We start from the raw sequence: 26,054 nt of genomic DNA, 5'->3' as shown, positions 1-26,054 counted from the left end.
ATCCTATCATAATGGCGGGCGTTAGCAAACTGTCGGCGCATGAATCATTTAGACATTCCCTTATCTTGGTTCTATAATGCGGGCATAACTTAAATTTAAGGATAAACTATGCAATTTTCAAAAATGCACGGCTTGGGAAACGATTTTATGGTGGTGGACGGCATCACCCAAAATGTGTTTTTCCCGGAGAGCACCATTCGCCGTTTGGCGGATCGGCACCGTGGCGTGGGGTTTGATCAACTGTTGTTGGTCGAGCCGCCGTATGATCCGGATATGGATTTTCACTACCGTATTTTTAATGCCGACGGTAGCGAAGTGGCGCAATGCGGCAACGGCGCGCGCTGTTTTGCCCGTTTTGTGCAACTGAAAGGGCTAACCAATAAAAAAGAGATTAACGTCAGCACTGCCAAAGGCAAAATGGTATTGAATATTAAAGAGGACGAACAAATTCGGGTCAATATGGGCGAGCCGATTTGGGAACCGGCAAAAGTACCGTTTACTGCCAATAAATTTGAAAAAAATTATATCTTGCGCACCGAGTTGGAAACGGTGTTATGCGGGGTGGTGTCGATGGGCAATCCGCATTGTGTTTTAACGGTTGATGATGTGGCGGCTGCACCGGTGCAACGCTTGGGTGCTTTGTTGGAAAGTCACGAGCGTTTTCCGGAATGTGCCAACATCGGTTTTATGCAAATCTTAAACCGTAAACAGGTGAAACTGCGTGTGTTTGAACGTGGTGCCGGCGAAACCCAAGCTTGTGGCAGCGGCGCCTGTGCGGCGGTGGCGGTCGGCATTATGCAGGGTACTTTGGATGCACAAGTGGAAGTGGCATTGCCGGGTGGTAACTTGTTGATCGAATGGCAAGGCGAAGGTAAACCGCTGTTTATGACCGGCGAGGCGACCCATTTATTCGACGGTTATATTCGGTTATAAGGGGTTGTGATGAGTGAAGCATTAAGCGCAAGTGCGGTGGCGGATTATTTACAGCAGAATCCTGATTTTTTCAATGATTACCCGCAACTGTTGGATCGGCTAAAGGTGACCCACGCGGAAAAGGGTATTCTGTCGCTGGTGGAAGCGAAGCTGCAACGCCAACGCGATCAGCTGCAACGGCAGCAACAGGAACTGGATACGATTCATAAAGTGGCGGAGCACAATGAGCGCATGTTTTTCAGCCTGTTACCGCTACAAACCCGCTTGGCACAAGCCAAACGCTTGCCTGACGGTTTGGCGGCATTACAAGACTGGACGACCGCACTGGGTTTGCAAAAAGGCACGGTGTTGCTGTTTCGTGACAGTTGGGTGGAGGGTGAGGAAATCGAAGCGCAAAATTGGTTGGATCGCACCGCATTTGAGATTATCCGTTTGGAACGCTTCGGTTTGCAGCGCCACTATTTAGGCACACTGACCCACCGCGAAAAAACCTTGCTGTTTTTGCCGGACGATTTTCCGGTTGGCTCGGTGGCGCTTTGTTTGTTGGGCAAACGTAAATCCCGTCATCCTTACACCGCGGTGTTATTGTTTGCGGCAAGAGACGAACGCCATTTTCACCGCAACCAAGAAACCGCATTTCTGCGCCAGCTGGCCGAGATGATCGAGCAACATCTCGATCATTGGCTGATTGAGAAATTATAATGAGCGTAACCGCACTTTCGCAGCCGCTGCAGGGTTATTGGAATTATTTACGGATTGAGCGCCAACTCAGCCCGCATACCCTGAGCAATTACCAACATCAATTGGAACAAATTATCCTGATGTTGCAAGCGCAAGGGATTGAAAATTGGCGGCAGGTGGATGCGGGTGTGGTGCGTTATTTGCTGGCAGCAAGCCGTAAGCAGGGGCTGAATGCCAAAAGCCTCGCTTTGCGTTTATCCAGTTTGCGTGGTTTTCTGAATTATTTATTGTCGCAAGGGGACATTAAAGTTAATCCCGCCGCCGCGGTTTCCGCACCGAAACAAGCCAAACGTTTGCCGAAAAATATCGAAGCCGAACAGGTCGGGCAGTTGTTGGATAATGCCAGCAATGAACCGATTGATCTGCGCGATTTGGCGATGATGGAATTGATGTACAGCGCCGGTCTGCGGCTAAATGAATTGCAACAGCTGAATATACAAGATCTGCAAAGCCGCACGCGCGAATTGCGCGTCTTGGGGAAAGGCAACAAAGAGCGGATTTTGCCGTACGGGCGTTACGCCGCACAAGCAATTCAAAAATGGTTGGCGGTACGCATGCTGTTTAATCCCGAAGACGATGCCTTGTTCGTCAGCTTGCGTGGGAAGCGAATCAGCCACCGTGCGATTCAAAAACGCTTGGAAGTGTGGGGGCAGCGGCAGGGCTTACCGACCCATTTAAACCCGCATAAATTGCGCCACTCGTTTGCCACCCATATGTTGGAATCCAGCGCCGACCTGCGTGCGGTGCAGGAGCTGTTAGGACACGCCAACCTCTCCACCACCCAAATCTACACCCATTTGGATTTCAAACACCTCGCCGACGTGTACGACTCCGCCCACCCGCGAGCGAAACGGAAGTGAGTTAGGCTGCTAGTGTCCTTCGCCCCTAGTGGGAGAAGGACAGATTTTTGCTTCGTTTAGAAGCGAAAATCAGGATGAGGGGGAGAATAGCATATTCACCCTCATCCGTCCTTTAGACACCATCTCCAATCAAGCGAGAAGGGAAATTATCACCGCACCAGCGCTTTCGCCTCTTCTTTCATCAAAACCCCCTTGCACAACCGACAATGATAGCGCACGTTATTGCGCAGGATATTATTATGGCGGCGTAGGCTGAGTTGGTGGGTTTGGCAGTCGCAGCGGTAGGTGATAGTGTTGCCTTGTACGTTTTGAATATCGAATTGGTGGCAGGTATCGGCAGGCAAGTTAAACACCTGCTGCATCAGCATTTGCCACTCTTTACCGTGCGGTTGAACCCGCCCGAACAGTTGATATACCAACAAGTGCGCCAATTCATGCGGCACGACTTGGCGCAAAAATTCCTCGCTGTTTTCCAACAGCAAAGTGCGGTTCAGACGGATTTCATTTTGTTGCAGGTAAGCGACACCGGCTTTCACACCGCACAGCTTGAAATTGACTTGCGGCATGGCAAACGTGTGCTGGAAATGGCGTTCGGCTAAATCCAAACAGCTGCGTAAACGGCGGCTGATTTGCAGATTAAGATGGCGCAGTCGCTGTTGATCGTGAAGTGAAAGAGACATAAAGAGCGGTCAAACAGCCTGCCGTGCCATTTCCAACCCTTCGGCAATGCTTGGATAATAGGGATTGTCCGGCGTGTAGCACAAGACAATTTCGCCCTCTTGAAACAGCACCAACTCATTAACCGCCAACTGTTGCCAGTTTTCGTTATCGGTTAAAGGTTCTGTTGCAATCACTGCCACCCGATCATTCGGCGTGGTGACCGAAGCAAAATCAATCTGCACATCGTCATCGACCAATTTCGCCTCGCCAAACGGCGCTTTGCGCACGATATAATGTAACAGTGAGCCGGTGTGGGCAATCAGCCATTCGCCGTTTGACAACAGAAAGTTCAGTAAACCGTATTGGCGCAGTTGTTGCGCAATCAAATTGACTTCGGTAAAAATCTGCTCAAGGCTTGGGGCGTGATCGAACTTCTGACGTAAAGTTTCCAACAGATAACAAAATGCCGTTTCGGAATCGGTCGTGCCGACCGGACGGTAATATTGCCCTTCATTTGGCTGAAAGTTTTTCAAATTGCCGTTGTGCGCAAACAGCCAATATTGCCCCCAGATTTCACGCATAAACGGGTGGGTGTTGGCAAGCAAAATCCGCCCTTGGGTTGCTTTGCGGATATGCGCAATCACATTTTTCGACTGAATCGGATAATTACGCACCAAATCGGCAACCGGCGAAGTGGCACTGGCTTTATCGTCATGAAACAAGCGCACGCCTTTATCTTCAAAAAAGCCGATCCCAAATCCGTCGGCGTGCGAATCGGTCAAACCGCCACGACAGCGAAAGCCCTCGAACGAAAACACAATATCGGTCGGGGTGTTGCAGTTCATTCCGAGTAGTTGGCACATTTGAAATTCCTTAAAACCAAAATTTTTATTCATCTATACTACGAAATTTTAGTAAGAAGTAAAATAATCAAAGAGTATAAATTAGTTTAAAAAAGGAAAACAGAAAAACGGAATAAGGCTAAAATACCGATACTATAGCCAGTATTCCGATCTTATTATTATAACCCCGGCGCTTTCCAAAGTGAGGTGGTGAGATTCTCATCAACAAGTTGTAATTGTTGATGGTATATCTCACTCCATTTCTTTTTATGCGCTTGATAAAGGATATGGTTTTCAGGATTCGGTTGGTGTTGGCGTTCAAATTTCACTAATTTTTTACCGGCTTCTGCCAGCGAAGAATAAATCCCTGCTCCAACGCCAGCTGCGATGGCGCAACCTAAAGCCGTTGCTTCTTTAACCACTGGAATATTCACAGTTAAGCCGGTGACGTCAGCTAAAATTTGACTCCATAAATGGCCCTTTGAGCCACCTCCGGCAAAAACGATTGAAGAAAGTTTTATGCCTGAAAATTGCTCTACTTGATCTAAGTTGCAAGAAGATACAATAGCCGCATTTTCTTCTAATGCTCTGAATAATGCGGCTTTGTTGCATTTATCGGGATCAATTGAAAGGTTAATGAATGAGGGGGCCGCGTGATACCAGGCTTTAAAATGCATGGCGTCGGAGAAAATCGGTACAATATCGTATGATCCGACGGGGACACGTGCAGCCATTTGTTCTAATAAAGTGTAAGTATCGATTCCTAATTGGCTGGCAAGATGTTTTTCAGCTTCACAGAAAGCATCTCGGAACCAACGCATGGTCAAACCGGTGAAGAAACTGATCGATTCGGCTTGTACCAATGGCGGAATAACATGGGGATTGACCCGCACATTCATTTCGGGATCGGTAGCCGCTTTAGGCAGATTGACGACTTGTTGCCAGAATGTGCCGCCGATAACAGCGGCTTGAGCCGCGTCGGTAATACCGAGTCCTAAGCAACCGAGTTGTACATCACCACCGCCGACGACGACAACGGTTTTGGGCGATAATCCGGTTAATTGTGCGACATCAGGTAAAATATTGCCTAATAAGGTCCCGGTTTCTTTCACCGGCATAAGAATTTTAGGGTTTAAATCAAGCAGTTCGAGTAGCTCGGGCTGCCAATTTCTGCTGTTTAAGCAAAGCAAACCGCTCGTGCCGGCATTCGATGGTTCGACCACGAGTTCTCCGCTTAACATAAATGCCAACCAATCACTGATCATACTGATAGCGTTAACATTTTGATAAAATTCAGGCCGGTGATTGGCAAGCCACAACAAGCGCGGAAGAGCACTTAAAGCCAATGTTTGCCCTGAAATCTCATAAACCTGTTGTTCGAACGTGCCGTTATTCAATGATTTCAAGTACCGCACTTCTTCGATTGCTCTGGCGTCAACATTACCGCACGCCCAAATTGGTTGTTTTTTATCATCATACAGCACAATTCCTTCCCGCATGGAACAGGTTGAGATAGAAATAAGTTGCTCCGGGGCGATTTGTGCTTGCTGAATAACATGTTTGATACAGTCAATTGCCAGCTGCCAGTTGGTTTGTAAATCAAAATTCATTGAACCGGGAATTTGAGGATCGGTTAGATGAGTCCACTCTTTTTGCGCTGCACTAATCTGATTACCGTTTAAATCAAAAATAACAGCCCGGATACTTCCGGTGCCAGCATCAAGAGCCATGAGATAACGATCTGATTGATTATCCATTTTACATCTCCTCAATTTTCCGCTTTAACAAAATAAAGAGTGGTTAGCGGCTAGACGATTTTTGCCAGTATCATTTTTGCCGTTTTTTCTTCGGTAACTAATGAATTGATATATTTTCCTTTTAATGCGCTTAAAATAGCTTCGACTTTATTCTCCCCGCCAGCAATACCGATAACCGTAGGGATTTTGATTAATTTATCCAATGGAACGCTAATGAGTTCATCATGTAGCGGAATATCCGGTTGGAGCGTACCGTCGTGCTGCATGAAATAACCTAAAATATCGCCAATAGCCCCTTTGTTTCTGAGATCCTGTTGGCTATCTTCATTGATATAGCCGGAACGCAATAAGGTGGCTTGTCCTTTCTGCTGGGTTGATCCGATCCCGACTATTGCCACGTCAGCGGCTTCGGCGGCTAACATAATGTCTCTGACACAAGCTTCCCGTTTAAATAATTTTGCAGCTTCAAGTGATGAAGCTCGGAGCGGAGCGGGAATCATGCTGATACTGCAAGAGCCGTCTAATTCGCCAATTCCTTTCATATAAGGTCCGACCCCACCGGAAAGCGTGATTAATTTTATTTGGTTATTGGTGATAAACTCGTTACTGTACTTAATTGTTTGCATAATGGTTTCACCGAAACCGATCGCGAGCAATTGGTTCGGGCGCATGATGGACATCAACATTTGTGATGCGCCGATACCTAAGCGCGTATTTATTTCATTTTGCTCAAGTGCGGGCAGAACCCGAATATGCTGTAAACGAAAATGGTGTCGTAATGCCTCTTCCAGTTCAAGGCAACCCTTAAAACGAGAATTAATTTGGACTTTAATCAAGCCGATTTGGCGTCCTTTTTCCAATAAACGCGATACTTTTAAGCGAGGAATATCCAACCGCTTTCCAATCTCACCCTGTGTTAAGTTATCGTGATAATAAAACCAAGCAATTCTTGCCAGTATTTCTTCTTCGCCCATAGTGTGTGAGATAGGAAGATTTTCTTTGATATGATTCATTATTGTTTCCTTTGTTACCATCAATATTATTATTCATATGATTTATAAAATTATCAATTGTTCATTTTTATTTTTTGTATAAGCGTGATTTAGATCACAAAGTATCCGCTTACTGCCTTAATCTTCCTAATTTTTCCTAATTTCATTCTTGTTTTGCGATCTAAATCACAGTTATTTTTATTTTTACTCTATAGGATGATGAACAAATGAAAAATACAAATACATTTATTCATTCTTAAGGGTGATAAAGAAGATGATAAGAGAGCATATTTCAGATAGAAAACGGCTGCTTGCCACTTATGGTGTCAGCAAGTCTTTTTCTGGCGTTGAAGTTCTAAAAGATATCCATTTTGAGTTGTACGCCGGGCAAGTTCATGCGCTGCTAGGTGGAAATGGCGCAGGAAAATCGACATTAATGAAAATTATTGCGGGCATTCAACCACAAGATTCAGGAACAATTGAAATAAATGGAGAGATACAAAATAACTTATCACCAAATAAAGCGCATCATTTAGGGATCTATTTAGTACCGCAAGAGCCTTTGCTGTTTCCTAATTTGAGTGTGAAAGAGAATATTCTTTTTGGCTTGAAATGGGATAGCCATAGTGAAAAAAAATTGACTCTTTTACTTAGTGAGCTGAATTCACATTTGAAATTGGATATGCAAGCGGGATTGCTCGAAGTTGCCGATCAGCAATTGGTTGAAATTATGCGGGGTTTGATGCGTGATGCATCAATTTTAATTTTAGATGAGCCGACAGCTTCTTTAACACCGGTTGAAACCGAAAGTTTATTTATAAAAATCCAATCGTTACTTACCAAAGGTGTAGGAATTATTTTTATTTCCCATAAATTACCGGAAGTTTGGCAGATATCCGACTTTATTAGTGTGATGCGAGATGGTTCTATTGCATTAAGCGGTACGACAGGAGAATTAGATCGTAATGATGTTATAGCTGCGATTAAACCTAAATCTAAAGCAGGGCAGTTAAGTGAATCACAAAAATTATGGTTGGAATTGCCAGGTCATCATCGCATCAAAACTACAGATCAACCTATTTTACAGATCAAAGCGTTAACCGGTGAAGGTTTTAAGAATATTAATTTGGAAATCTATCCGGGGGAAATTTTAGGGTTGGCCGGTGTAGTTGGCGCCGGGCGTACGGAATTAGCAGAAACGCTATATGGATTAAGAAAAGAAAAATCGGGAGAGATTATTTTTGATGGACAAGAGATTAACCGACTGAGCATAAAAGAGCGGTTAGATAAGGGTATTGTTTATCTGCCTGAAGATAGACAAGCTTCAGGGCTATATTTGGATGCGCCGTTGTCATGGAATACTTGCGGCTTGACTTATACCGATATGGGATTCTGGATAAATAAAGCAAAAGAAGATGCAATTTTAGAACGTTATCATCGTGCGATAGGGATTAAATTTAATTATGGCGGGCAATTAGTGAGGACGTTGTCTGGGGGAAACCAACAAAAAGTTTTGATTGCAAAATGTTTAGAGGCCGATCCCGCATTACTCGTTATTGATGAACCAACCCGTGGAGTTGATATCGGTGCTAGGGCAGATATTTATCAGCTGATAAAAAGCATCGCAGAACAGAATGTTGCAATTTTATTTATTTCTTCCGATCTGGAAGAGATAGAGCAAATGTCAGATCGGGTTTTAGTCATGCATGATGGCAGGGTTGGCTCCGCTTTGGTTGGAGATGCGATTAATTCGGATAGTATTATGCATATGGCATTTAGCGGCGAATAGAATAGGAAATCATTTATGTGGAAATTTATACAAAATAATCGAGAGATGACAATTATTTTTGCGATTTTGTTTCTTTTTCTATTATTGGTTATCTGGGGTGGTGGCAATTTTAATTTTCAAACGGTAACCATGATTTTTAATTCCGCACAAATTGTTATGTTGTTATCTATTGGCGCAACCTTTGTTATTTTAACCCGTAATATTGATGTGTCGGTCGGTTCAACGATGGGGTTATGTGCCGTCATTATGGGGAGTTTATTAAATTTAGGCTATTCTCTCCTGGCGGCATTTTTATTAACATTATTTTGTGGTTTATGTGCAGGATTATTTAATGGATTTTTAGTCACTATTTTGAGGATTCCGGCGATTGTCGCCACACTTGGCACATTAGGGCTGTATAAAGGGATTATGTTATTAATTACCGGAGGAAAATGGATAGAAGGTCTACCGCAAGAGTTGAAATCATTGTCAGAACCGGTTTTTTTTAATATTTCGTTAATAGGTTGGATCTTAATTCTATTAGTGATTTTAGCTTATTTCTTATTAATGAAAGTGCGGTTAGGAAGACATTTTTATGCCGTCGGAGATAATTTACAAGGCGCATTGCAGTTAGGAGTACGGACTAATTTTGTCAGAATTTCAGCCTTTGCAATTAATGGAATCACAGCGGCATTGGCGGGTATTGTTTTTGCTTCGCAGATTGGATTTGTACCAAATTCAACCGGGAATGGTTTGGAGATGAAAGCGATAGCGGCTTGCGTATTAGGCGGAATCAGTTTATTAGGTGGTTCGGGAAATATTATTGGAGCAATCTTAGGGGCTTATTTTTTAATCGAAATTGATACGATTCTTGTGTTGCTGAAAGTGCCTGCTTATTGGAATAATTTTGTTGCCGGTATTGTTCTACTTGCTGTGCTGGTATTTGATGGGCGTATTCGTATTATGATTGAAAAAAATATCAAATTACAACGTTATGCCAGATTTTTAAAAGAAGAGACGGTTCGGAATAAATAACAAGGTGAAGACGATGTTGAAAGTAAAAAATTACGGTTGGGAAGTTTCGCTTTTTCTTCTATTGATTATTGAGGTTATGGGATTTGGAATGTTGAATCCTCGAATGCTAGATATCAATGTGCTTTTATATAGTACCAGTGATTTTATTTATATTGGCATGCTTGCCTTACCATTAACAATGATTATTGTAAGTGGCGGAATTGATATTTCTTTTGGTTCAACGGTCGGGCTTTGTGCTATTTTTCTTGGGGTATTGTTTAAAGCGGATATTTCTTTATTTATCGCGATCCCGCTGACTTTTTTACTGGGCGGAATTTGTGGTTTAGTTAATGCGGGCTTGATTATCTATACCAAAGTGAATCCATTGGTAATCACTTTAGGAACAATGTACCTTTATGGCGGTGGCGCATTGCTATTATCCGGTTTTGCCGGTGCAACCGGTTATGAAGGGATTGGCGGGTTCCCGGATAGCTTACTTAATTTTGCCAATCAAACTATTTTAGGTATTCCAACGCCGATTATTTATTTTCTCATAATGACAATCATATTTTGGTTATTAATGCATAAAACTATTGTAGGAAGAAGTACTTTTTTGGTTGGTCAAAGTGAAAGAACGGCGCGTTATAGTGCGGTGCCGGTTAATAAAACATTATTTATCATTTATTCGTCAATTGGGTTAGTTGCGGCCTTTGTGGCGATATTATTGGTGTCTTATTTTGGCTCGGCCCGTTCCGATCTTGGCAGTTCGCTATTAATGCCGGTTTTAACGGCAGTAGTGTTAGGCGGTGCAAATATTTATGGCGGTTCGGGTTCTATTTTAGGTACTGCGATTGCGGCTTTATTAATTGGTTATTTACAGCAAGGATTACAAATGACGGGGATTCCCAATGAGATTTCTAGTGCATTATCCGGTGCTTTATTAATTATTGTCTTGATCGGAAAATCAATTAGTTTGAATTATGCCGCAATTCGTTATTGGCTATATCGTAAAACAGGAAAGCAAGTGGTTAATATTCGTTCATGATCAAATAGACATACTGGTAACGGTATGTTTTATACAACTCAATAAGGAGAAATTTTATGAAACATCCATTTTTAAAATCAACCGCACTTGCCGTTGCTTTGGGTTTTTCAGCAGTAAGCGCAGTACAAGCAGCAGATCGTATCGCTTTTATTCCTAAATTGGTCGGTGTTGGTTATTTCACCAGCGGCGGACAGGGTGCAGTCGAAATGGGAAAAACATTAGGGGTTGATGTCACCTACGACGGACCGACGGAACCGAGTGTGTCTAACCAAGTTCAGCTGATTAATAACTTTGTTAATCAAGGCTATAACGCAATCGTAGTTGCTGCGGTTTCGCCGGATGGTTTGTGTTCAACCTTACAACGTGCGATGAAACGCGGGGTGAAAGTGCTGACTTGGGATTCGGATACTAATCCGGAATGTCGCAGTTATTATATTAACCAAGGAACACCGGCCCAGTTAGGCTCAATGTTAGTTGAAATGGCATCTGACCAAATTAACAAACCAAAAGCAAAAGTCGCATTTTTCTATTCCAGTCCGACGGTTACCGATCAAAATCAATGGGTAAAAGTGGCAAAAGATAAAATTGCAGCGGAGCACCCGGAGTGGGAAATTGTGACCACGCAATTCGGCTACAACGATGCGATTAAATCCTTACAAACGGCAGAAGGTATCTTGAAAGCCTATCCTGATCTTGATGCCATCATTGCACCTGATGCAAACGCATTGCCGGCGGCGGCACAAGCGGCTGAAAATTTGAAACGCGAAGGCGTGGTGATTGTCGGATTTAGTACGCCAAATGTGATGCGTCCATATGTCAAACGCGGAACAGTAAACCAATTCGGTTTGTGGGACGTGGTGCAACAAGGCAAAATATCCGTTGCAGTTGCAAATGACGTATTAAAAGGCAAGCCGTTAAAAATAGGTGATAAATTAGATATTGAAGGGGTTGGAACCGTCGAAATTTCACCAAACAGTGTGCAGGGTTATGAATATGAAGCGGAAGGTAACGGTATCGTGGTGTTGCCGGAGCGGGTTGTATTCACAAAAGAGAATATTGATAACTACAATTTCTAAATTTTGAGCAGGAGATAAATGAATGGCAGATTTAGATGATATCCGAGACGGCAAAGATTTTGGCTTAGAAAGACCGCAAACCAATAAAGCATTTTATATGAAAGGATTAGGTGCTTTAGACTGGGGAATGCAATCTCGTTTAGCCAATATTTTTAATCCAAAAACAGGCAAAACCATTATGTTGGCATTTGATCACGGCTATTTTCAAGGACCGACAACAGGCTTGGAGCGGATTGATTTGCATATTGCGCCGCTGTTTGAATATACCGATGTATTAATGTGTACTCGCGGAATTCTGCGCAGCGTTGTGCCGCCGGATACGGGCAAACCTGTGGTGTTACGTGCTTCCGGCGCAAATTCAATCTTGACCGAATTATCCAATGAAGCGGTTGCTGTTTGTGTGGAAGATGCAGTACGTTTGAATGTATCGGCGATGGCAGCGCAGGTGTATATTGGTTCGGAGCATGAACACCAATCGATCAAAAATATCATTCAATTGGTCGATCAAGGCACTCGCTATGGCATGCCGACAATGGCAGTAACCGGTGTCGGCAAAGATATGGTTCGCGATCAACGTTATTTTTCCCTCGCAACCCGCATCGCAGCTGAAATGGGCGCACACGTGATCAAGACCTATTATGTTGAAAAAGGGTTTGAACGGGTCACCGCAGGCTGTCCAGTACCGATTGTGATTGCCGGCGGGAAAAAACTACCTGAGTTGGAAGCGCTTGAAATGTGTTATCAAGCCATTGATCAAGGGGCGGCGGGTGTTGATATGGGACGGAATATTTTCCAATCCGAAGCACCGATTGCGATGCTGAAAGCCGTAAATGCCGTGGTACATCAAGGCGAAAATACGGAAAAAGCGTACCAACTTTATCTTGATGAGAAAAATAAATAAAGTTTAACGATCCAAATATGCCGACAGAAATGGAGTCTGTCGGCATAAATTAAAATATATTTAGGAGCTTACTATGTTTGCTATGTTGGTAGAAATTAATATTAAAGAGGGAAAAGAACAAGCTTTCTTAGAGGTTTTTGCCGCCAATCATTATGGGACTCGAAAAGAACCGGGAAATTTACGCTTCGATGTTTTGCAAGATCCCATGATTAAAACCCGGTTTTATGCTTATGAAGTGTATAAAAATGAAGCCGCATTAGAAGCCCACCGACAGACAGCACATTATCATCAATGTATTAAAGAGCTGGAACCGTTGATGTCCGGACCAAGAAGTAAAACCGTTTTTAATTGGATTTTGCCACAGGATTTCAGCGATGAAAAAATCTAAACTTGCCTTAATCCGACAGCTGAAAACGCAAAAAATCAGTACGGGTATCCTTGCGTCAAATTGGCTTACCTTCGCACAAACCTTGTCTGCATTAAAACAACATCATATGCACCTCCTGCATTTTGATATTGCAGACGGGCAATTTTCTCCATTATTTACGGTTGGTTGTCATGCGCTTAAGCAATTTCCCCATTGTTGTTATAAAGACGTGCATTTAATGGTGCGTGATCAAGAAAAACAAGCCAAAGAGTGTATTAAAAATGGCGCAACGATAATCACCTTACAATTGGAGGGTGATGGTAATCTTACTCAAATATTGGATGATATTAATTCACAGCAAGCAATAATTAGTGGACTAAGCTTGTGCCCTGACACGGATTTATCACGGTTACAGCCCTATCTTGAGCAGGTTGATTTGATTCAGATTTTAACCTTAGATCCAAGAACGGGAGTTAAAGCCGATGAATTTTCGATTTCGACGCGAATCAAATCTATTATCAACATCCTCGGTGAAAAACGACATGAAAAAATTCTTGCAGTAGACGGCTCAATGACTTTAGCGTTAGCAAAGAAAGTAAAGCAATTAGGGATTGATTGGGTTGTAACGGGAAGCGCTTTATTTGCTAATGAAAACTTAGATAACACTTTAACACAATGGAACGTAGAGCTTAATTAAAAATAATTGGTTAAATACCAAAGTGCGGTTTAGTTCAAACCGCACTTCCACTCTTCAGTCAACTATCACTTCAACCCGGCCGCACTTCTCAGTTCTTCGGCGCGGTCGATTTTTTCCCATGGGAATTCATCGCGTCCGAAGTGTCCGTAGGTGGCGGTTTTGCGGTAGATTGGTTTGATCAGATCCAGCATTTTGATTAAACCGTATGGGCGCAGGTCGAAAAATTCGCGCACCAGTTTCACCAATAAGGCTTCGCTCACTTTTGCCGTGCCGAAGGTTTCGATCATAATTGAGGTGGGTTCGGCAATACCGATGGCATAGGAAAGCTGAATTTCGCAGCGATCGGCAAGACCGGCGGCAACGATGTTTTTTGCCACATAGCGCGCGGCATAAGCGGCGGAGCGATCCACTTTTGACGGATCTTTGCCGGAGAATGCACCGCCGCCGTGACGCGCTGCGCCGCCGTAGGTATCGACGATGATTTTACGTCCGGTCAGGCCGCAGTCGCCCATTGGGCCGCCGATCACAAAACGTCCGGTCGGGTTGATGAAATATTTAGTGTTTGCCGACAGCCATTCGCTTGGCAAAATCGGCTTGATGATTTCTTCCATCACGCCTTCGTAAATCTGTTTTTGATCGACTTCTTCGCTGTGTTGGGTGGACAGCACCACCGCATCAATGCCGATGATTTTATGCTTATCGTATTGGAAGGTGATTTGGCTTTTGGCGTCCGGGCGCAACCAGTTCAGCGTGCCGTTTTTGCGCACTTTTTCTTGCTGTTCCATTAAACGGTGGGCGTAGGTAATCGGCGCAGGCATTAAGACATCGGTTTCGTTGGTGGCGTAACCGAACATAATTCCTTGGTCGCCGGCTCCTTGTGCCAACGGATCTGCACGATCAACCCCTTGATTAATATCGGAAGATTGTTTGCCGATGCCGTTTAACACCGCGCAAGAATGCCCGTCGAAGCCCATGGTGGAGGAGGTGTAGCCGATGTCGCAAATCACTTGGCGCGCGATATGCTCAATATCGACCCACGCCGAGGTGGTGATTTCACCGCCGACCAACACCATGCCGGTTTTTACATAAGTTTCGCAAGCCACGCGTGCTTTCGGATCTTGTTCGATAATTGCGTCAAGCACCGCATCGGAAATCTGATCGGCGATTTTGTCAGGGTGTCCGGCGGAAACGGATTCGGAGGTAAATAGGTAATTCGACATAATTTCTCTTTCTTTCAATTTGTGACGTTAGAATCTTGGGCTACGGTTTTAGACGCGTAACCATCTGGACGGCTATAATACCGATTTTAAGTTCGAATACCAAACGATTTTTGTGATTTTGTATAAATTAAAGATCAACCGCCCCTAATTACTCAGTTTTAAATCTCCCGTTTTAATCCAGCCTTTACGCCGGAAAATGTGTGCGATAGCAAGGGTTAAAAGTGCGGGTAATACAAAATGCAGCAAGCCGATTGCTAGCCAGATTTGGCTTGAGTTGCCCATCGCCTCCAGTGTGCCGATTTGTCCGACTAATCCGCTCGTTCCCATACCTGCGCCGCTAGGAATATTCGTCATTTTAAAAACTTGGGTCGAGAACGCGCCGAGTATGGCGCTGCTGATAATCGGCGGCAACCAGATTTTCGGGTTGCGGATAATATTCGGCATTTGCAGCATACTGGTGCCTAAGCCTTGGCTGAGCAAGCCGCCCCAACGGTTTTCTTTAAAGCTCATGCTGGCAAAGCCGATCATTTGGCAACAACAACCGACCGTTGCTGCGCCAGCCGCCAATCCGCTGAGCGAAAGAGAAATCGCAATCGCCGCGCTGGAAATCGGCAGGGTGAGCAAAATGCCCATAACCACCGACACGACCATGCCCATCAGTAGCGGCTGTAGCTCCACCGACCAGATAATAAATTCACCGATTTGGTTCATTAAGGCGGCAATCGGTGCCCCCAACAGTTGTGCCGCGGCGACACCGGCACACAGCGTTACCGCCGGGGTGACGATAATATCCACCACCGTCACTTTGCTGACTAACTTACCGAATTCCGCCCCAATCGCGGCGGCGAAAAAGCAGCCGACCGGACCGCCTAAGGCAGCGCCGGCAAGACCGGTGATGGCACTGCCGAGTAACACTAACGGCGGTGCTTGTAATGCATATGCTACACCAACTCCGATTGCCGCGCCCATCGCTTTTTGTGCCTGACCGCCGACATCAACTAACCAGCTTATCTCTATCCAAGTGCCGATATTCTTCAGGATTAAGCCGATGATCAGTGAAGAGAACAAACCTAATGCCATAAAATTCAAGGCATCGATTGCATAGCGTTTCAGACTGAATTGAATATTTTGCCGTTGTAAAAACTCGTGGATTGTCATGATTACTCCCTATTAAATTATTTTTTTGTAGCATATACTTTCTATTTTTATCGTCAAGTGATTTTAACGGCAGGAAATGGAATTTATAAACGAGATCACACAATGCGCCGAATTGGCGTTATTCAAGTGCGGTCTGATCTGCTAAGATAAGTCATCTGAAAAGGGGGAGGGAAGTATGCAAAAAACAGTGATTTTTGATTTGGGGAATGTGCTGATTAAATGGGAGCCGGACACGATTTTACAGCGTTTCACGCCTGATCCGCTTGAGCGGGAACAGTATCGGACGGTGTTTTTCAGCCAAACCTGGTTGGCGCTGGATGCCGGTTTAATCCAGTACGAGAATGCGCTGAAGCTGTTTTCATTACTGTTAAGCAAACCGTTGAGCGAAATGGAACGTTTTATGCAAGTCGTGCGCGAATCCTTCGAACCGCTGCCGTTAGCCGTTGATTTATTGCATGATTTAGCCAAGCAAAATGTGGATTTAATCTGTATCAGCAATATGCCGCTGCATGCCTATGCCTACCTCAAACAACGCTATGATTATTGGCATTTATTCCGTGGCATTGTGATTTCGGCAGAAGTGCAATTATTGAAACCGCACTTGGGGATTTTTCAACAGACGATCAAACAGTATCAGCTCGATCCAAACCGCACGCTGTTTATCGACGACTCGCCTGCCAATATCGAAGCGGCGCAAACGTGCGGTATCCATGGGGTTTGTTATCAAAACGACCAAACCGGGATTGAGCAGGTGTATCGATTTTTAGCCCAAAAATAATAAAGAAACAGAAAAGGAAAGCATATGCAACAAAAAAGACAAAAAGTCGTGCTTGCCACCGGCAATCAAGGCAAAGTGAAAGAGATGGCGGATGTATTGGCGCAGTTTGGTTTTGAGGTGGTGGCGCAGAGTGAATTCGGCATTGAAAGCCCGGAAGAAACGGGATTAACATTTGTGGAAAATGCGATTTTAAAAGCACGCCACGCGGCAAAAATCAGCGGCTTGCCGGCGATTGCCGATGATTCCGGTTTGAGCGTGACCGCACTTGGCGGCGCGCCGGGGTTGTATTCCGCCCGTTATGCCGGCGAAGAGGGCAACGATGGCAACAATCGTGCTAAGTTATTAGTGGAAATGGCAGATAAGACCGATCGCAGCGCAAAATTTGTCAGCGTGATTGCGCTGTTGCAACATGCAGATGACCCGACGCCGATTATCGCCGAAGGGGCGTGCCACGGCGAAATTTTGCCGGCAGAACGCGGCGAAAACGGTTTTGGTTATGACGCGCTGTTTTTCTATCCGCCGAAAAACGCCACTTTCGCCGAATTGGCGCAAGCAGAGAAAAAACAGGTCTCGCACCGCGCCAATGCATTGAAAATATTGCAGAAAAAATTACAGGCGAACTGATGTTACAAGCTATTACCTTGCCACCGCTCAGCCTGTATATCCATATTCCGTGGTGCGTGCAAAAATGCCCTTATTGCGATTTCAACTCGCACGCACGGAAAGGCACGATTCCGGAAGCGGACTATATTCAACATCTGTTAGCCGATTTAGAGCAGGATTTGGCGTATGTGCAAAACCGCACTTTGCATTCGATTTTTATCGGCGGCGGCACGCCGAGCCTGTTTTCGGCGCAGGGCATTGCTTATTTGTTGCAACAGGTGGAACAGCGCATTCCATTTTCGCCCAAGATTGAAATCACACTGGAAGCCAACCCCGGCACAGCGGAAGCAGAGCGGTTTATCGGCTACCGCCAAGCCGGCATAACCCGGATTTCGATGGGCATTCAAAGTTTTGAGCAGGAAAAACTGCAACGCTTGGGGCGAATTCACAATGTTGAGGAGGCGGTGCAAGCGATTCAATTCGCTAAAAATAGTGGCTTGAACAGCTTCAATATTGATTTAATGCACGGTTTGCCTAATCAAAGCGTCGAACAGGCGTTGAATGATTTGCGCCAAGGCATTGCGCTTGAACCACCGCACTTGTCGTGGTATCAACTCACGATTGAACCGAATACGCTGTTTTATTACCGTCCGCCGAAACTGCCGGACGATGACGCATTGTGGGATATTTTTGAACAGGGGCATAAACTGCTGACCGAAGCCGGTTATCAACAATACGAAACCTCGGCTTATGCCAAAGCGGGCTATCAATGCCGGCATAACCTGAATTATTGGCGTTTCGGTGATTATCTGGCGATTGGCTGCGGTGCGCATGGCAAAATCAGCTTTGCGAACGGCGAGATTATACGCTATGCCAAAACCAAACACCCGAAAGGGTATATGCAAGGCAACTATCTGCACAGTCAAAGTGCGGTCAGCGCGGCGGAACGCCCGTTTGAATTTTTTATGAACCGTTTTCGCCTGCTTGAGCCGGTCGAAAAACAGGATTTTGTGCAGCTCACCGGCTTAGGGCTAGACCGTGTCGCCGCCGATATTGATTGGGCAAAACAGCAACATTATCTGCAGGAAACCGACCGCACTTGGCAAATCACCGAACACGGCAAACTGTTTTTAAATGAATTATTAGCGCGGTTTTTGGATTAAACAATGCGTACAGAATGGACTACTGATTTTCCCGATACTGTGATTGATCGACGTTTAGGCGATGCGACGTCACATCAAGAATATATTGCTGCAAAATCTGGTGATGTAACTGCTGCATACCGTTTGGCACGAGATTTGGTTACGGATGAAGCGGTGCAAAAATTAACATCAATTCTTGGGCAGCGAGATTTTGTTATTGTGCCTGTTCATGCGGAGGAAGCGATTGGAATTAATATGATTCCTTTGGCTGTGGCAAAAGTATTGGCTGGAAAATTAGAAAAGTCGGTTGATTTATCCATTGTGCAAGCGACGAAGGTTTCTCGCACTGGCAGTGACGGTTGGCATAGATTAGCCAATTCACCTAAATTTGATGGTGTCTTTCCTAATAATCAAAACGCACTTATTTTAGATGATACCCAAACTCAAGGCGGCACATTAACCAGTTTAAAAGGGTATATTGAGGGGCAAGGCGGCAAGGTTATTGCGGTTTATGCTTTAACTGGAAAACAATATTCAGTACAATTAAGGCTATCAACGACAACATTAGCGGAATTGAGAGGAAAATATGGCGATCTTGAAACATGGTGGGCAAGAGAATTTGACTATTCCTTTGACAAACTCACAGAATGGGAAGCTAAATTCCTCCTTAATTCAGGTAAAACAATTGAGCAAGTCAGAGATTTTATCGTTAAGGCAAAACAAGATTGATTCTTATCGAAAATTGGAAAAGCTGGCTCGTTAAAATTTGAGAAACGTCTTGGCAAGAGATTGCCAAGGCGTTTTTGTTTTTATCGCGAATGAAACCCATTGAACAATCAGCATAACGTAGTAAGATAAATCAACTCTCATCAGCATAAGGATAACTCATGGATCAGCTTGAAATGAAACGACAGGCGGCGCAAGCGGCGTTGAAATATGTGGAAGCGGACAGCATTGTCGGCGTCGGTAGCGGTTCGACGGTGAACTGTTTTATCGAGGCGTTGGGCGCAATGGCGGATCAAATCAAAGGGGCGGTTGCCGCCTCGAAAGAGTCCGAGCGACGTTTGCAGGCATTGGGAATTGAAGTGTTCAGTGCCAACGACGTTTCGGGATTGGATATTTACGTTGACGGCGCGGACGAAATTAACCCGCAAAAAATGATGATTAAGGGCGGTGGTGCGGCGTTGACGCGTGAAAAAATTGTGTCTTCGTTAGCAAAAAAATTCATCTGCATTGTGGATTCCACAAAACAAGTGGATGTGCTAGGCTCAACCTTCCCGCTGCCGGTTGAAGTGATTCCGATGGCGCGTTCTTATGTGGCGCGCAAATTGGTCGGTTTGGGCGGACAGCCGGAATATCGCGAAGGCGTGGTTACGGATAACGGCAATGTGATTTTAGATGTGCATAATTTCAAGATTATGCAGCCGGTGGAAATGGAAAAGACCTTAAATAATATCGCCGGCGTCGTCACCAACGGCATTTTTGCTTTGCGCAGCGCCGACATTGTGATCGTCGGCGGCGCGCAAGGGGTTCGGATTTTAACATAACCAAGGAAACGAGAGGAAAACCAATGTCAGCAAAAGTCTCACTGGATAAGGCAAAAATTAAGTTTTTGCTGCTGGAAGGATTGCACCAAAGTGCGGTGGACAGCCTGCACGATGCCGGTTACACCAATATCGAATATCATGCCAAAGCGTTGGACGACGCGGATTTAATCGAAACGATTAAAGATGCGCATTTTATCGGCATTCGTTCGCGCACCCATTTGAGTGCCGAAGTGTTGCAGCATGCGCAAAAACTGATTGCAATCGGCTGTTTTTGTATCGGCACTAACCAAGTGGATTTGGAAGCGGCGAAACAACGCGGGATTCCGGTATTCAACGCGCCGTTTTCCAACACGCGTTCCGTTGCCGAACTGGTGTTGGGTGAGATTTTGCTGTTAATGCGTAAAATTCCGCAAGCCAATGCGGAAGTACACCGCGGCTTATGGAACAAATCGGCGACCGGCTCGCATGAAGTGCGCGGTAAAAAACTGGGGATTATCGGCTACGGGCACATCGGCTCGCAACTGAGCGTGCTGGCGGAAGCGATTGGAATGCGCGTTTATTTTTACGATCTGGAAAATAAACTGCCGTTAGGCAATGCGCAGCAAATCCGCACTTTAGAGGAATTGCTTTCGACCTGTGATGTCATTTCATTGCACGTGCCGGAAAACGACTCGACCAAGAATCTGATGAGCAAAGAGCGGATCGAGCAACTTAAAGAAAACTCGATTCTCATCAATGCGGCGCGCGGTACGGTGGTGGATATCGACGCCTTGGCGAATGCTTTGGACAGTGGGCGCGTGTTGGGCGCGGCAATTGACGTATTCCCGACCGAACCGGCTTCAATCAATGATCCGTTCGAATCGCCGTTGTGCCGTTTTGACAACGTGATCCTGACCCCGCATATCGGCGGCTCAACCTCGGAAGCGCAAGAAAATATCGGTTCGGAAGTGGCAAACAAACTGGTGAAATATTCCGATAACGGGTCGACCTTATCGGCGGTGAACTTCCCGGAAGTGTCTCTGCCGGAACATTCGGGCACCAAACGCTTAATGCACATTCACCACAACCGCCCGGGCATTCTGAACAAGATCAACCAGATCTTCACCGACGAAGGCGTGAATATTGCGGCGCAATATTTGCAAACCAACCCGCAAATCGGTTATGTGGTGATCGATGTCGAAACGACGAATACAGATAACGTGCTACAGCAATTGCGCAGTATCGAAGGCACGATTAAGGCGCGCGTGTTGTTCTAGCCCGGCGTTTAAAAAATCGGTTTAATCTCTGCAAAGTGCGGTTTTCTCAGATGAAAACCGCTTTTTATTTCGGAAAAGAAAATGTCACAATACACAAACACCAATTATGCAGCACCGCTGTTGATTATCGGCTGTGTCATCTTCGGTCTGGGCAGCCTGATCGTTAAATTTGTGCCGGTGGGCGCTTATGCGATTGCTTTTTGGCGCTTGCTGGTTGCCGCCCTGATTTTTTTGGGCTTAATGCGCATGTTTAAGCAAAAACTGCCGCAAAGCCGCAAAGCCATTGGTATGGCGCTGTTGTCCGGCGCGTTTTTGGGCTTCGATTTGGCATTATGGCACGAAAGTATTTATGCGGTCGGACCGGGCATTTCCACGTTACTCAACAGCCTGCAAATCTTCTTTCTGTCTGCGATCGGGTTTATCTGGTTTGCAGAACGGCTAACCAAATTACAACTGTTCAGTCTGCTGTTGGCGATTTGCGGTGTCGCGCTGATCGCCAGTCCGGAATTCGGGCACAACAGCAATGCCGGTTGGGGTTTTGTCAGCGGCATTGTATCCGGCAGCATGTTGGCATTGTCGATGGTGTTTGTGCGCAAAACCCAGCAAGTCGAGCAAACCGCACTTTTCCCGTTAATGCTGCTGATCAGTTTGGGCGGTATGTTGGCGCTATTCCTGCCTTCGCTACTGCTTAACAGCCACAATTTATACCCGACCACCTGGCGTGATGTCGGCTTGATTTTGCTTTACGGCGCGTTAATGCAATGTTTTGCTTGGGGGCTTATCGCCTACGCGATTCCGCTGTTATCGCTTTCCGTCACCGGCTTACTGCTGCTCAGCGAACCGGTTGCCGCCCTATTGATTGACTATTTCTGGCTGTTAAAACCGATTAACCGCCTGCAATGGCTCGGTGCAGGCTTAACGCTTTTGGCGATCTATTTAGGTTCTTTACGGACGAAAAAACGCCGTAAAAAAATCAAATAATGCATTGAATTACTTGGATATTTTAAATATAAAACACCAATTAGCCGCGGGATTAGATTATAATTGGACGGAATTGTAATTAACAATTAGACGGAATAGTAGTTTGCAATTGGACGCTGACTCAGCGCGCAATCCGCCGAAAAATTCGTTCGTTCAGATTGCTATCGCCAAGTGCGGTTTCCTGCTACACTACGCAGGCTTTGTGCGCGTTTTTATTTGAATGATTGAGAAAGATGAAAAAACTGATTTATTGCTTTTTGGGATTGAGTTTGTTGCTGTTTATTGCGGTTGCCGCTGGCGGTTATTGGGGCTATCAGCAGATCCAAAACTTAGCGCAACAGCCGATTCATGCCGAAACCGATCAATTGTTGACGATTGAACGCGGTACGACCGGCAAAAAACTGGGCGAATTTTTACAGCAACAGGGGCTGATTGACGACGCGACTTTTTTCCCGTTTTTATTGCGCTTGCAGCCTGAGCTGAGTGCGGTCAAAGCCGGCACCTATTCTTTGAATGGGGTTGAGAATGTGCAGCAATTATTGCAATTGTTGAACAGTGGCAAAGAGGCGCAATTTGCGATTCGTTTTGGCGAAGGCGAAACCTTTAAACAGCAACTAAGCACATTGCGCGCCGCCCCGCACTTACGCCGGATTTTGCCGGCGCAAGAAGCGGAGATATTTAACCGACTGAAAAATTTGTTACCCGATTCAAACGGGCAGACACAACTGGAAGGTTGGATCTATCCCGATACTTACCACTACACCGTTAATTCAAGCGATAACGAACTGTTGCAACGGGCGGTTACGCGCATGGCGCAGGCGTTAGACAAGGCGTGGCAGGGGCGAGCCGCCGATTTGCCGTTGCAAAATCCGTACGAAATGTTGATTTTAGCCTCGATTGTGGAAAAAGAAACCGCACTGGACAGCGAACGGGCGCAAGTGGCGGGCGTGTTTGTCAATCGTTTAAAACGCGGTATGCGCTTGCAGACCGATCCGACCGTGATTTACGGCATGGGCGACAACTATAACGGCAATATCCGGCGTAAAGATTTGGATCAAAAAACGGCGTACAATACCTATCAAATCGACGGCTTGCCGCCGACGCCGATTGCGATGCCGAGCGAAGCCTCGCTGCAAGCGGTGGCACATCCTGCCGAAACCACCGCACTTTATTTTGTGGCGGACGGCAGCGGCGGACACAAATTCAGCAACACCTTAGCCGAACATAATCAAGCGGTGCAGCAATATCTGAAATGGCTGCGCACACAAAAAAATGGAAATTAAAATGCAAAAGTGCGGTCAATTTATTGTCTTAGAAGGGCTGGAAGGGGCAGGCAAAACCACGGCGCGCCAAGCGGTGCTGACAGCATTGCAGGCGCACGGCATTGAACAGGTCGAATTTACCCGCGAACCGGGCGGCACGCCGTTGGCGGAAAAATTGCGCCAACTGATTAAATTCGGCGATGGCGACGAACCGATTAGCGATAAAGCCGAGCTGCTGATGTTGTATGCGGCGCGGATTCAACTGGTGGAAAACGTGATTCGCCCGGCGTTAAAGTGCGGTAAATGGGTGTTGGGCGATCGGCATGATATGTCGTCGCAAGCCTATCAGGGCGGCGGACGGCAAATCGACCGCACTTTGCTGGCGACCTTGCGCGATACGGTATTGGGCGATTTCAAACCGGATTTAACCCTGTATCTCGACATTGATCCCGAACTGGGGTTGAGCCGCGCCAGAAGCCGCGGCGAGTTGGATCGGATCGAACAACTGCAACTGGATTTCTTCCGGCGCACCCGGGCGCGATATTTGGAATTGGTGGCGGCTGATCCGAATGCGGTGTTGATTGACGCGTCGCAATCTATGGCAGAGGTGGCGACCGATGTGCAACGTGCGGTCACGGCGTGGTTGGCGAAACAGGAGCGTTAGCGTGTACCCATGGTTTGAACCGCTCTTTCAGCAGTTGGATAACAGCTTTGCCCACGGGCAAGGGCACCACGCGCTGTTATTCAAAAGTGATCAAGGCTTAGGCAGTGAACAACTGTTGATGACGATTGCGCAAGGCTTGCTGTGTTTGGAAAAACCGGGCTTGCAAGCCTGCGGAGATTGCCAACACTGCCAACTGTTTCGAGCCGGTACTCATCCCGATTTTCACCCTTTGGCATTGCAAGAAGGCAAAAATATCGGTATCGATCAAGTGCGTGAATTGACCGTCGGTTTGCAGCAATATGCACGCCAAGACGGCAATAAAGTGGTCTATTTGCCGACCTTGGAATTGTTAAGCGAAGCGGCGGCGAATGCGCTGTTGAAAACCTTGGAAGAGCCGAATGACGGCACGTATTTTTTATTGTTGGCGGATTTAACCGCGCCATTAATGCCGACCATTTACAGCCGTTGCCAAGTGTGGACCTTGACCGCGCCGCCTCGTGAGGTGGCAAAAGCGTGGCTGCAAACCCAAATTCAGGCTGATGAAACGGACATTGAAACCGCACTTCGGATTAATTACAACCGTCCGTTGACGGCGTTGAACGGCTTGCAAAAGGAATGGCTGCCACTGCGTAAACAGTTTTTACGCCGCTTTTGGCTGTTTCAACAACACCGCGCGCTTGAGCCGTTTTTGCAACAGTTTGCCTTGAAAGACGAGGAGCTGCTGCAACGGCAGCTGAACTGGCTTTCCAGTTTTTTTAGCGACAGCTTAAAGTGCGGTTTACGGATTCGGCAAGGCTGGATCAATCAGGATATTGCCAACGGCATTGAGCAATTCAGCGCGCTGTTTTCGCAAACCGCACTTTTGCGCGCTAACCAACTGGTGTTGCAACTGCGGCAAGATTTAAGCCGGATTAATGCGGTCAATCAAGAGCTGATTATTCTGGATTTTTTAACCAAATTGATTACACAAGTTTTTGAATCGAAGATTGAGGTATAAGTGTTTATTATTGATTCACACTGTCATTTAGACAGTTTAGATTACGAAAATCTGCATCGAGATATGGACGAGGTGGTGGAGAAAGCCAAACCGCGCGGGGTGCAACATGTGTTGTCGATCAGCACCACCTTAAGCGGTTTTGAAAAATTGCAAACCGCACTTGCACATCGCCGCGACGTTTCACTGTCGTGCGGTATGCACCCGCTGAATGTGGAGGACGAAACTTTCGACGGGCAAAAAATGTTGCAACTGGCGCGTGCAAAACAAGTGATTGCGATTGGCGAATGCGGTTTGGATTATTATTACAGTGCCGATAACAAAGCCAAGCAACAACGGATTTTCGCCGAACAAATTGAGATTGCCAAGCAATTGAACAAACCGTTAATTATTCACACCCGTGCGGCGCGTGAAGACACCATGCGTTTTTTGCAACAAGGCAACGCACAGCAGTGCGGTGGTGTGTTACACTGTTTTACTGAAAATCAATGGACGGCGGATCAAGCGCTGGAGCTGGGTTTTTACATCTCCGTATCCGGCATTATCACCTTCCGCAATGCGGAAGAATTGCGCGCGGTGATTAAAACCGTGCCGCTGGATCGTTTATTGATCGAAACCGATTCGCCGTATCTGGCGCCGGTGCCGTATCGCGGCAAGCAGAACCAGCCGGCGTATGTACGTGAAGTGTGCGACTATCTGGCAGTGTTGAAAGGCGTGAGCGCTGAAGAATTGGCGCAAATCACTACCGCTAATTTTGAACGGTTATTTAAGATAAAAGTGCAATAAGGAAAAATAT

27 protein-coding genes are annotated in these 26,054 nt (G+C 45.9%); 21 read left to right on the top strand and 6 right to left on the bottom strand.

Annotation, left to right across the window (positions count from 1 at the left end; translation table 11 throughout):
- Positions 1–108: 108 nt before the first annotated feature.
- Genes dapF through xerC form a run of 3 tightly spaced genes read left to right on the top strand, consistent with a single transcriptional unit; the run spans position 109 to position 2,534 of the window.
- Positions 109–933 carry a diaminopimelate epimerase gene (dapF, locus tag ACWA5Z_RS00295; RefSeq protein ID WP_431053274.1) on the top strand — a complete coding sequence of 275 codons (825 nt, stop codon included), beginning with the start codon at positions 109–111 and terminating at the stop codon, positions 931–933.
- 9 nt (positions 934–942) lie between these two features.
- Positions 943–1,635 carry a DUF484 family protein gene (locus ACWA5Z_RS00290; RefSeq protein WP_431053272.1) on the top strand — a complete coding sequence of 231 codons (693 nt, stop codon included), beginning with the start codon at positions 943–945 and terminating at the stop codon, positions 1,633–1,635.
- Entirely contained in the window at positions 1,635–2,534 is a 900-nt protein-coding gene (gene xerC, locus ACWA5Z_RS00285; RefSeq protein WP_431053270.1) for a tyrosine recombinase XerC, read from the top strand. Before ACWA5Z_RS00290 ends, xerC begins: the two co-directional genes overlap by 1 nt.
- 149 nt (positions 2,535–2,683) lie before the next feature.
- Here xerC and ACWA5Z_RS00280 read toward each other — a convergent pair whose 3' ends face one another.
- The 4 genes from ACWA5Z_RS00280 to lsrR all read right to left on the bottom strand — a co-directional run bounded on the left by ACWA5Z_RS00280 (position 2,684) and on the right by lsrR (position 6,806).
- Entirely contained in the window at positions 2,684–3,214 is a 531-nt protein-coding gene (locus ACWA5Z_RS00280; protein WP_431053268.1) for a SprT family zinc-dependent metalloprotease, read from the bottom strand.
- 9 nt (positions 3,215–3,223) lie between these two features.
- Positions 3,224–4,057, bottom strand: a complete 834-nt coding sequence (locus ACWA5Z_RS00275; RefSeq protein ID WP_431053266.1) for a class II glutamine amidotransferase — start codon at positions 4,055–4,057, stop codon at positions 3,224–3,226.
- Between the two features lie 158 nt (positions 4,058–4,215).
- Positions 4,216–5,793, bottom strand: coding sequence for an autoinducer-2 kinase (gene lsrK, locus ACWA5Z_RS00270; protein ID WP_431053264.1), 1,578 nt, complete (start codon positions 5,791–5,793; stop codon positions 4,216–4,218).
- A gap of 50 nt (positions 5,794–5,843) precedes the next feature.
- Entirely contained in the window at positions 5,844–6,806 is a 963-nt protein-coding gene (gene lsrR / locus ACWA5Z_RS00265; protein ID WP_431053262.1) for a transcriptional regulator LsrR, read from the bottom strand.
- A 256-nt stretch (positions 6,807–7,062) separates the two neighbouring features.
- Between lsrR and lsrA the strand changes: the two genes are divergently transcribed.
- From lsrA to ACWA5Z_RS00230, 7 genes are all read left to right on the top strand, one after another.
- Complete coding sequence (gene lsrA, locus ACWA5Z_RS00260; RefSeq protein WP_431054255.1) at positions 7,063–8,574, top strand: autoinducer 2 ABC transporter ATP-binding protein LsrA; 1,512 nt, start codon at positions 7,063–7,065, stop codon at positions 8,572–8,574.
- Positions 8,575–8,589: 15 nt separating this feature from the next.
- On the top strand, positions 8,590–9,588 hold the full coding sequence (lsrC, locus tag ACWA5Z_RS00255; RefSeq protein WP_431053260.1) for an autoinducer 2 ABC transporter permease LsrC: 999 nt from the start codon (positions 8,590–8,592) through the stop codon (positions 9,586–9,588).
- Between the two features lie 13 nt (positions 9,589–9,601).
- Entirely contained in the window at positions 9,602–10,612 is a 1,011-nt protein-coding gene (lsrD, locus tag ACWA5Z_RS00250; RefSeq protein ID WP_431053259.1) for an autoinducer 2 ABC transporter permease LsrD, read from the top strand.
- A gap of 56 nt (positions 10,613–10,668) precedes the next feature.
- Entirely contained in the window at positions 10,669–11,688 is a 1,020-nt protein-coding gene (gene lsrB, locus ACWA5Z_RS00245) for an autoinducer 2 ABC transporter substrate-binding protein LsrB (RefSeq protein ID WP_431053257.1), read from the top strand.
- A 22-nt stretch (positions 11,689–11,710) separates the two neighbouring features.
- A complete protein-coding gene (gene lsrF, locus ACWA5Z_RS00240) occupies positions 11,711–12,589 on the top strand; it encodes a 3-hydroxy-5-phosphonooxypentane-2,4-dione thiolase (RefSeq protein WP_431053255.1) in 879 nt (292 codons plus the stop codon).
- A gap of 73 nt (positions 12,590–12,662) precedes the next feature.
- Positions 12,663–12,977, top strand: coding sequence for a (4S)-4-hydroxy-5-phosphonooxypentane-2,3-dione isomerase (gene lsrG / locus ACWA5Z_RS00235; RefSeq protein WP_431053253.1), 315 nt, complete (start codon positions 12,663–12,665; stop codon positions 12,975–12,977).
- On the top strand, positions 12,964–13,653 hold the full coding sequence (locus ACWA5Z_RS00230; protein WP_431053251.1) for a ribulose phosphate epimerase: 690 nt from the start codon (positions 12,964–12,966) through the stop codon (positions 13,651–13,653). Before lsrG ends, ACWA5Z_RS00230 begins: the two co-directional genes overlap by 14 nt.
- A gap of 65 nt (positions 13,654–13,718) precedes the next feature.
- Here ACWA5Z_RS00230 and metK read toward each other — a convergent pair whose 3' ends face one another.
- Both metK and ACWA5Z_RS00220 read right to left on the bottom strand, forming a co-directional pair.
- A complete protein-coding gene (metK, locus tag ACWA5Z_RS00225) occupies positions 13,719–14,873 on the bottom strand; it encodes a methionine adenosyltransferase (protein ID WP_431053249.1) in 1,155 nt (384 codons plus the stop codon).
- A gap of 144 nt (positions 14,874–15,017) precedes the next feature.
- A complete protein-coding gene (locus ACWA5Z_RS00220) occupies positions 15,018–16,031 on the bottom strand; it encodes a PTS transporter subunit IIC (RefSeq protein ID WP_431053247.1) in 1,014 nt (337 codons plus the stop codon).
- A gap of 175 nt (positions 16,032–16,206) precedes the next feature.
- On the opposite strand from ACWA5Z_RS00220, the gene ACWA5Z_RS00215 reads away from it, so the two are divergent.
- The 11 genes from ACWA5Z_RS00215 to ACWA5Z_RS00165 all read left to right on the top strand — a co-directional run bounded on the left by ACWA5Z_RS00215 (position 16,207) and on the right by ACWA5Z_RS00165 (position 26,044).
- Positions 16,207–16,809 carry an HAD family hydrolase gene (locus tag ACWA5Z_RS00215; RefSeq protein ID WP_431053245.1) on the top strand — a complete coding sequence of 201 codons (603 nt, stop codon included), beginning with the start codon at positions 16,207–16,209 and terminating at the stop codon, positions 16,807–16,809.
- A gap of 24 nt (positions 16,810–16,833) precedes the next feature.
- Entirely contained in the window at positions 16,834–17,433 is a 600-nt protein-coding gene (gene rdgB, locus ACWA5Z_RS00210; RefSeq protein WP_431053243.1) for an RdgB/HAM1 family non-canonical purine NTP pyrophosphatase, read from the top strand.
- A complete protein-coding gene (gene hemW / locus ACWA5Z_RS00205) occupies positions 17,433–18,575 on the top strand; it encodes a radical SAM family heme chaperone HemW (protein ID WP_431053241.1) in 1,143 nt (380 codons plus the stop codon). The genes rdgB and hemW overlap by 1 nt, the downstream gene beginning before the upstream one ends.
- A gap of 3 nt (positions 18,576–18,578) precedes the next feature.
- Entirely contained in the window at positions 18,579–19,283 is a 705-nt protein-coding gene (locus ACWA5Z_RS00200; protein ID WP_431053239.1) for a phosphoribosyltransferase, read from the top strand.
- A 158-nt stretch (positions 19,284–19,441) separates the two neighbouring features.
- Positions 19,442–20,101, top strand: a complete 660-nt coding sequence (gene rpiA, locus ACWA5Z_RS00195) for a ribose-5-phosphate isomerase RpiA (RefSeq protein WP_431053237.1) — start codon at positions 19,442–19,444, stop codon at positions 20,099–20,101.
- 23 nt (positions 20,102–20,124) lie between these two features.
- Entirely contained in the window at positions 20,125–21,357 is a 1,233-nt protein-coding gene (gene serA / locus ACWA5Z_RS00190) for a phosphoglycerate dehydrogenase (RefSeq protein ID WP_431053235.1), read from the top strand.
- 81 nt (positions 21,358–21,438) lie between these two features.
- A complete protein-coding gene (locus ACWA5Z_RS00185; RefSeq protein WP_431053233.1) occupies positions 21,439–22,338 on the top strand; it encodes a DMT family transporter in 900 nt (299 codons plus the stop codon).
- A gap of 233 nt (positions 22,339–22,571) precedes the next feature.
- Positions 22,572–23,621: an endolytic transglycosylase MltG gene (gene mltG / locus ACWA5Z_RS00180; protein WP_431053231.1), complete on the top strand. Its 1,050-nt coding sequence runs from the start codon at positions 22,572–22,574 to the stop codon at positions 23,619–23,621.
- 1 nt (position 23,622) lies between these two features.
- Positions 23,623–24,264: a dTMP kinase gene (gene tmk / locus ACWA5Z_RS00175; RefSeq protein ID WP_431053229.1), complete on the top strand. Its 642-nt coding sequence runs from the start codon at positions 23,623–23,625 to the stop codon at positions 24,262–24,264.
- A complete protein-coding gene (holB, locus tag ACWA5Z_RS00170) occupies positions 24,218–25,261 on the top strand; it encodes a DNA polymerase III subunit delta' (RefSeq protein ID WP_431053227.1) in 1,044 nt (347 codons plus the stop codon). Before tmk ends, holB begins: the two co-directional genes overlap by 47 nt.
- Positions 25,262–26,044 carry a YchF/TatD family DNA exonuclease gene (locus ACWA5Z_RS00165; RefSeq protein WP_431053225.1) on the top strand — a complete coding sequence of 261 codons (783 nt, stop codon included), beginning with the start codon at positions 25,262–25,264 and terminating at the stop codon, positions 26,042–26,044.
- Positions 26,045–26,054 lie beyond the last annotated feature (10 nt).

The organism is Testudinibacter sp. P80/BLE/0925 (assembly GCF_053570785.1).
The sequence above is the reverse complement of the archived record's forward strand: the minus strand, read 5'-3'. Positions and strand labels throughout refer to the sequence as shown.

Excerpts from the sequence above, each read along its gene's own strand:
- dapF (WP_431053274.1), top strand. The coding sequence starts at position 109 with ATGCAATTTTCAAAAATGCACGGCTTGGGAAACGATTTTATGGTGGTG.
- ACWA5Z_RS00290 (WP_431053272.1), top strand. The coding sequence starts at position 943 with ATGAGTGAAGCATTAAGCGCAAGTGCGGTGGCGGATTATTTACAGCAG.
- xerC (WP_431053270.1), top strand. The coding sequence starts at position 1,635 with ATGAGCGTAACCGCACTTTCGCAGCCGCTGCAGGGTTATTGGAATTAT.
- ACWA5Z_RS00280 (WP_431053268.1), bottom strand. The coding sequence starts at position 3,214 with ATGTCTCTTTCACTTCACGATCAACAGCGACTGCGCCATCTTAATCTG.
- ACWA5Z_RS00275 (WP_431053266.1), bottom strand. The coding sequence starts at position 4,057 with ATGTGCCAACTACTCGGAATGAACTGCAACACCCCGACCGATATTGTG.
- lsrK (WP_431053264.1), bottom strand. The coding sequence starts at position 5,793 with ATGGATAATCAATCAGATCGTTATCTCATGGCTCTTGATGCTGGCACC.
- lsrR (WP_431053262.1), bottom strand. The coding sequence starts at position 6,806 with ATGAATCATATCAAAGAAAATCTTCCTATCTCACACACTATGGGCGAA.
- lsrC (WP_431053260.1), top strand. The coding sequence starts at position 8,590 with ATGTGGAAATTTATACAAAATAATCGAGAGATGACAATTATTTTTGCG.
- lsrD (WP_431053259.1), top strand. The coding sequence starts at position 9,602 with ATGTTGAAAGTAAAAAATTACGGTTGGGAAGTTTCGCTTTTTCTTCTA.
- lsrB (WP_431053257.1), top strand. The coding sequence starts at position 10,669 with ATGAAACATCCATTTTTAAAATCAACCGCACTTGCCGTTGCTTTGGGT.
- lsrF (WP_431053255.1), top strand. The coding sequence starts at position 11,711 with ATGGCAGATTTAGATGATATCCGAGACGGCAAAGATTTTGGCTTAGAA.
- lsrG (WP_431053253.1), top strand. The coding sequence starts at position 12,663 with ATGTTTGCTATGTTGGTAGAAATTAATATTAAAGAGGGAAAAGAACAA.
- ACWA5Z_RS00230 (WP_431053251.1), top strand. The coding sequence starts at position 12,964 with ATGAAAAAATCTAAACTTGCCTTAATCCGACAGCTGAAAACGCAAAAA.
- metK (WP_431053249.1), bottom strand. The coding sequence starts at position 14,873 with ATGTCGAATTACCTATTTACCTCCGAATCCGTTTCCGCCGGACACCCT.
- ACWA5Z_RS00220 (WP_431053247.1), bottom strand. The coding sequence starts at position 16,031 with ATGACAATCCACGAGTTTTTACAACGGCAAAATATTCAATTCAGTCTG.
- ACWA5Z_RS00215 (WP_431053245.1), top strand. The coding sequence starts at position 16,207 with ATGCAAAAAACAGTGATTTTTGATTTGGGGAATGTGCTGATTAAATGG.
- rdgB (WP_431053243.1), top strand. The coding sequence starts at position 16,834 with ATGCAACAAAAAAGACAAAAAGTCGTGCTTGCCACCGGCAATCAAGGC.
- hemW (WP_431053241.1), top strand. The coding sequence starts at position 17,433 with ATGTTACAAGCTATTACCTTGCCACCGCTCAGCCTGTATATCCATATT.
- ACWA5Z_RS00200 (WP_431053239.1), top strand. The coding sequence starts at position 18,579 with ATGCGTACAGAATGGACTACTGATTTTCCCGATACTGTGATTGATCGA.
- rpiA (WP_431053237.1), top strand. The coding sequence starts at position 19,442 with ATGGATCAGCTTGAAATGAAACGACAGGCGGCGCAAGCGGCGTTGAAA.
- serA (WP_431053235.1), top strand. The coding sequence starts at position 20,125 with ATGTCAGCAAAAGTCTCACTGGATAAGGCAAAAATTAAGTTTTTGCTG.
- ACWA5Z_RS00185 (WP_431053233.1), top strand. The coding sequence starts at position 21,439 with ATGTCACAATACACAAACACCAATTATGCAGCACCGCTGTTGATTATC.
- mltG (WP_431053231.1), top strand. The coding sequence starts at position 22,572 with ATGAAAAAACTGATTTATTGCTTTTTGGGATTGAGTTTGTTGCTGTTT.
- tmk (WP_431053229.1), top strand. The coding sequence starts at position 23,623 with ATGCAAAAGTGCGGTCAATTTATTGTCTTAGAAGGGCTGGAAGGGGCA.
- holB (WP_431053227.1), top strand. The coding sequence starts at position 24,218 with ATGTGCAACGTGCGGTCACGGCGTGGTTGGCGAAACAGGAGCGTTAGC.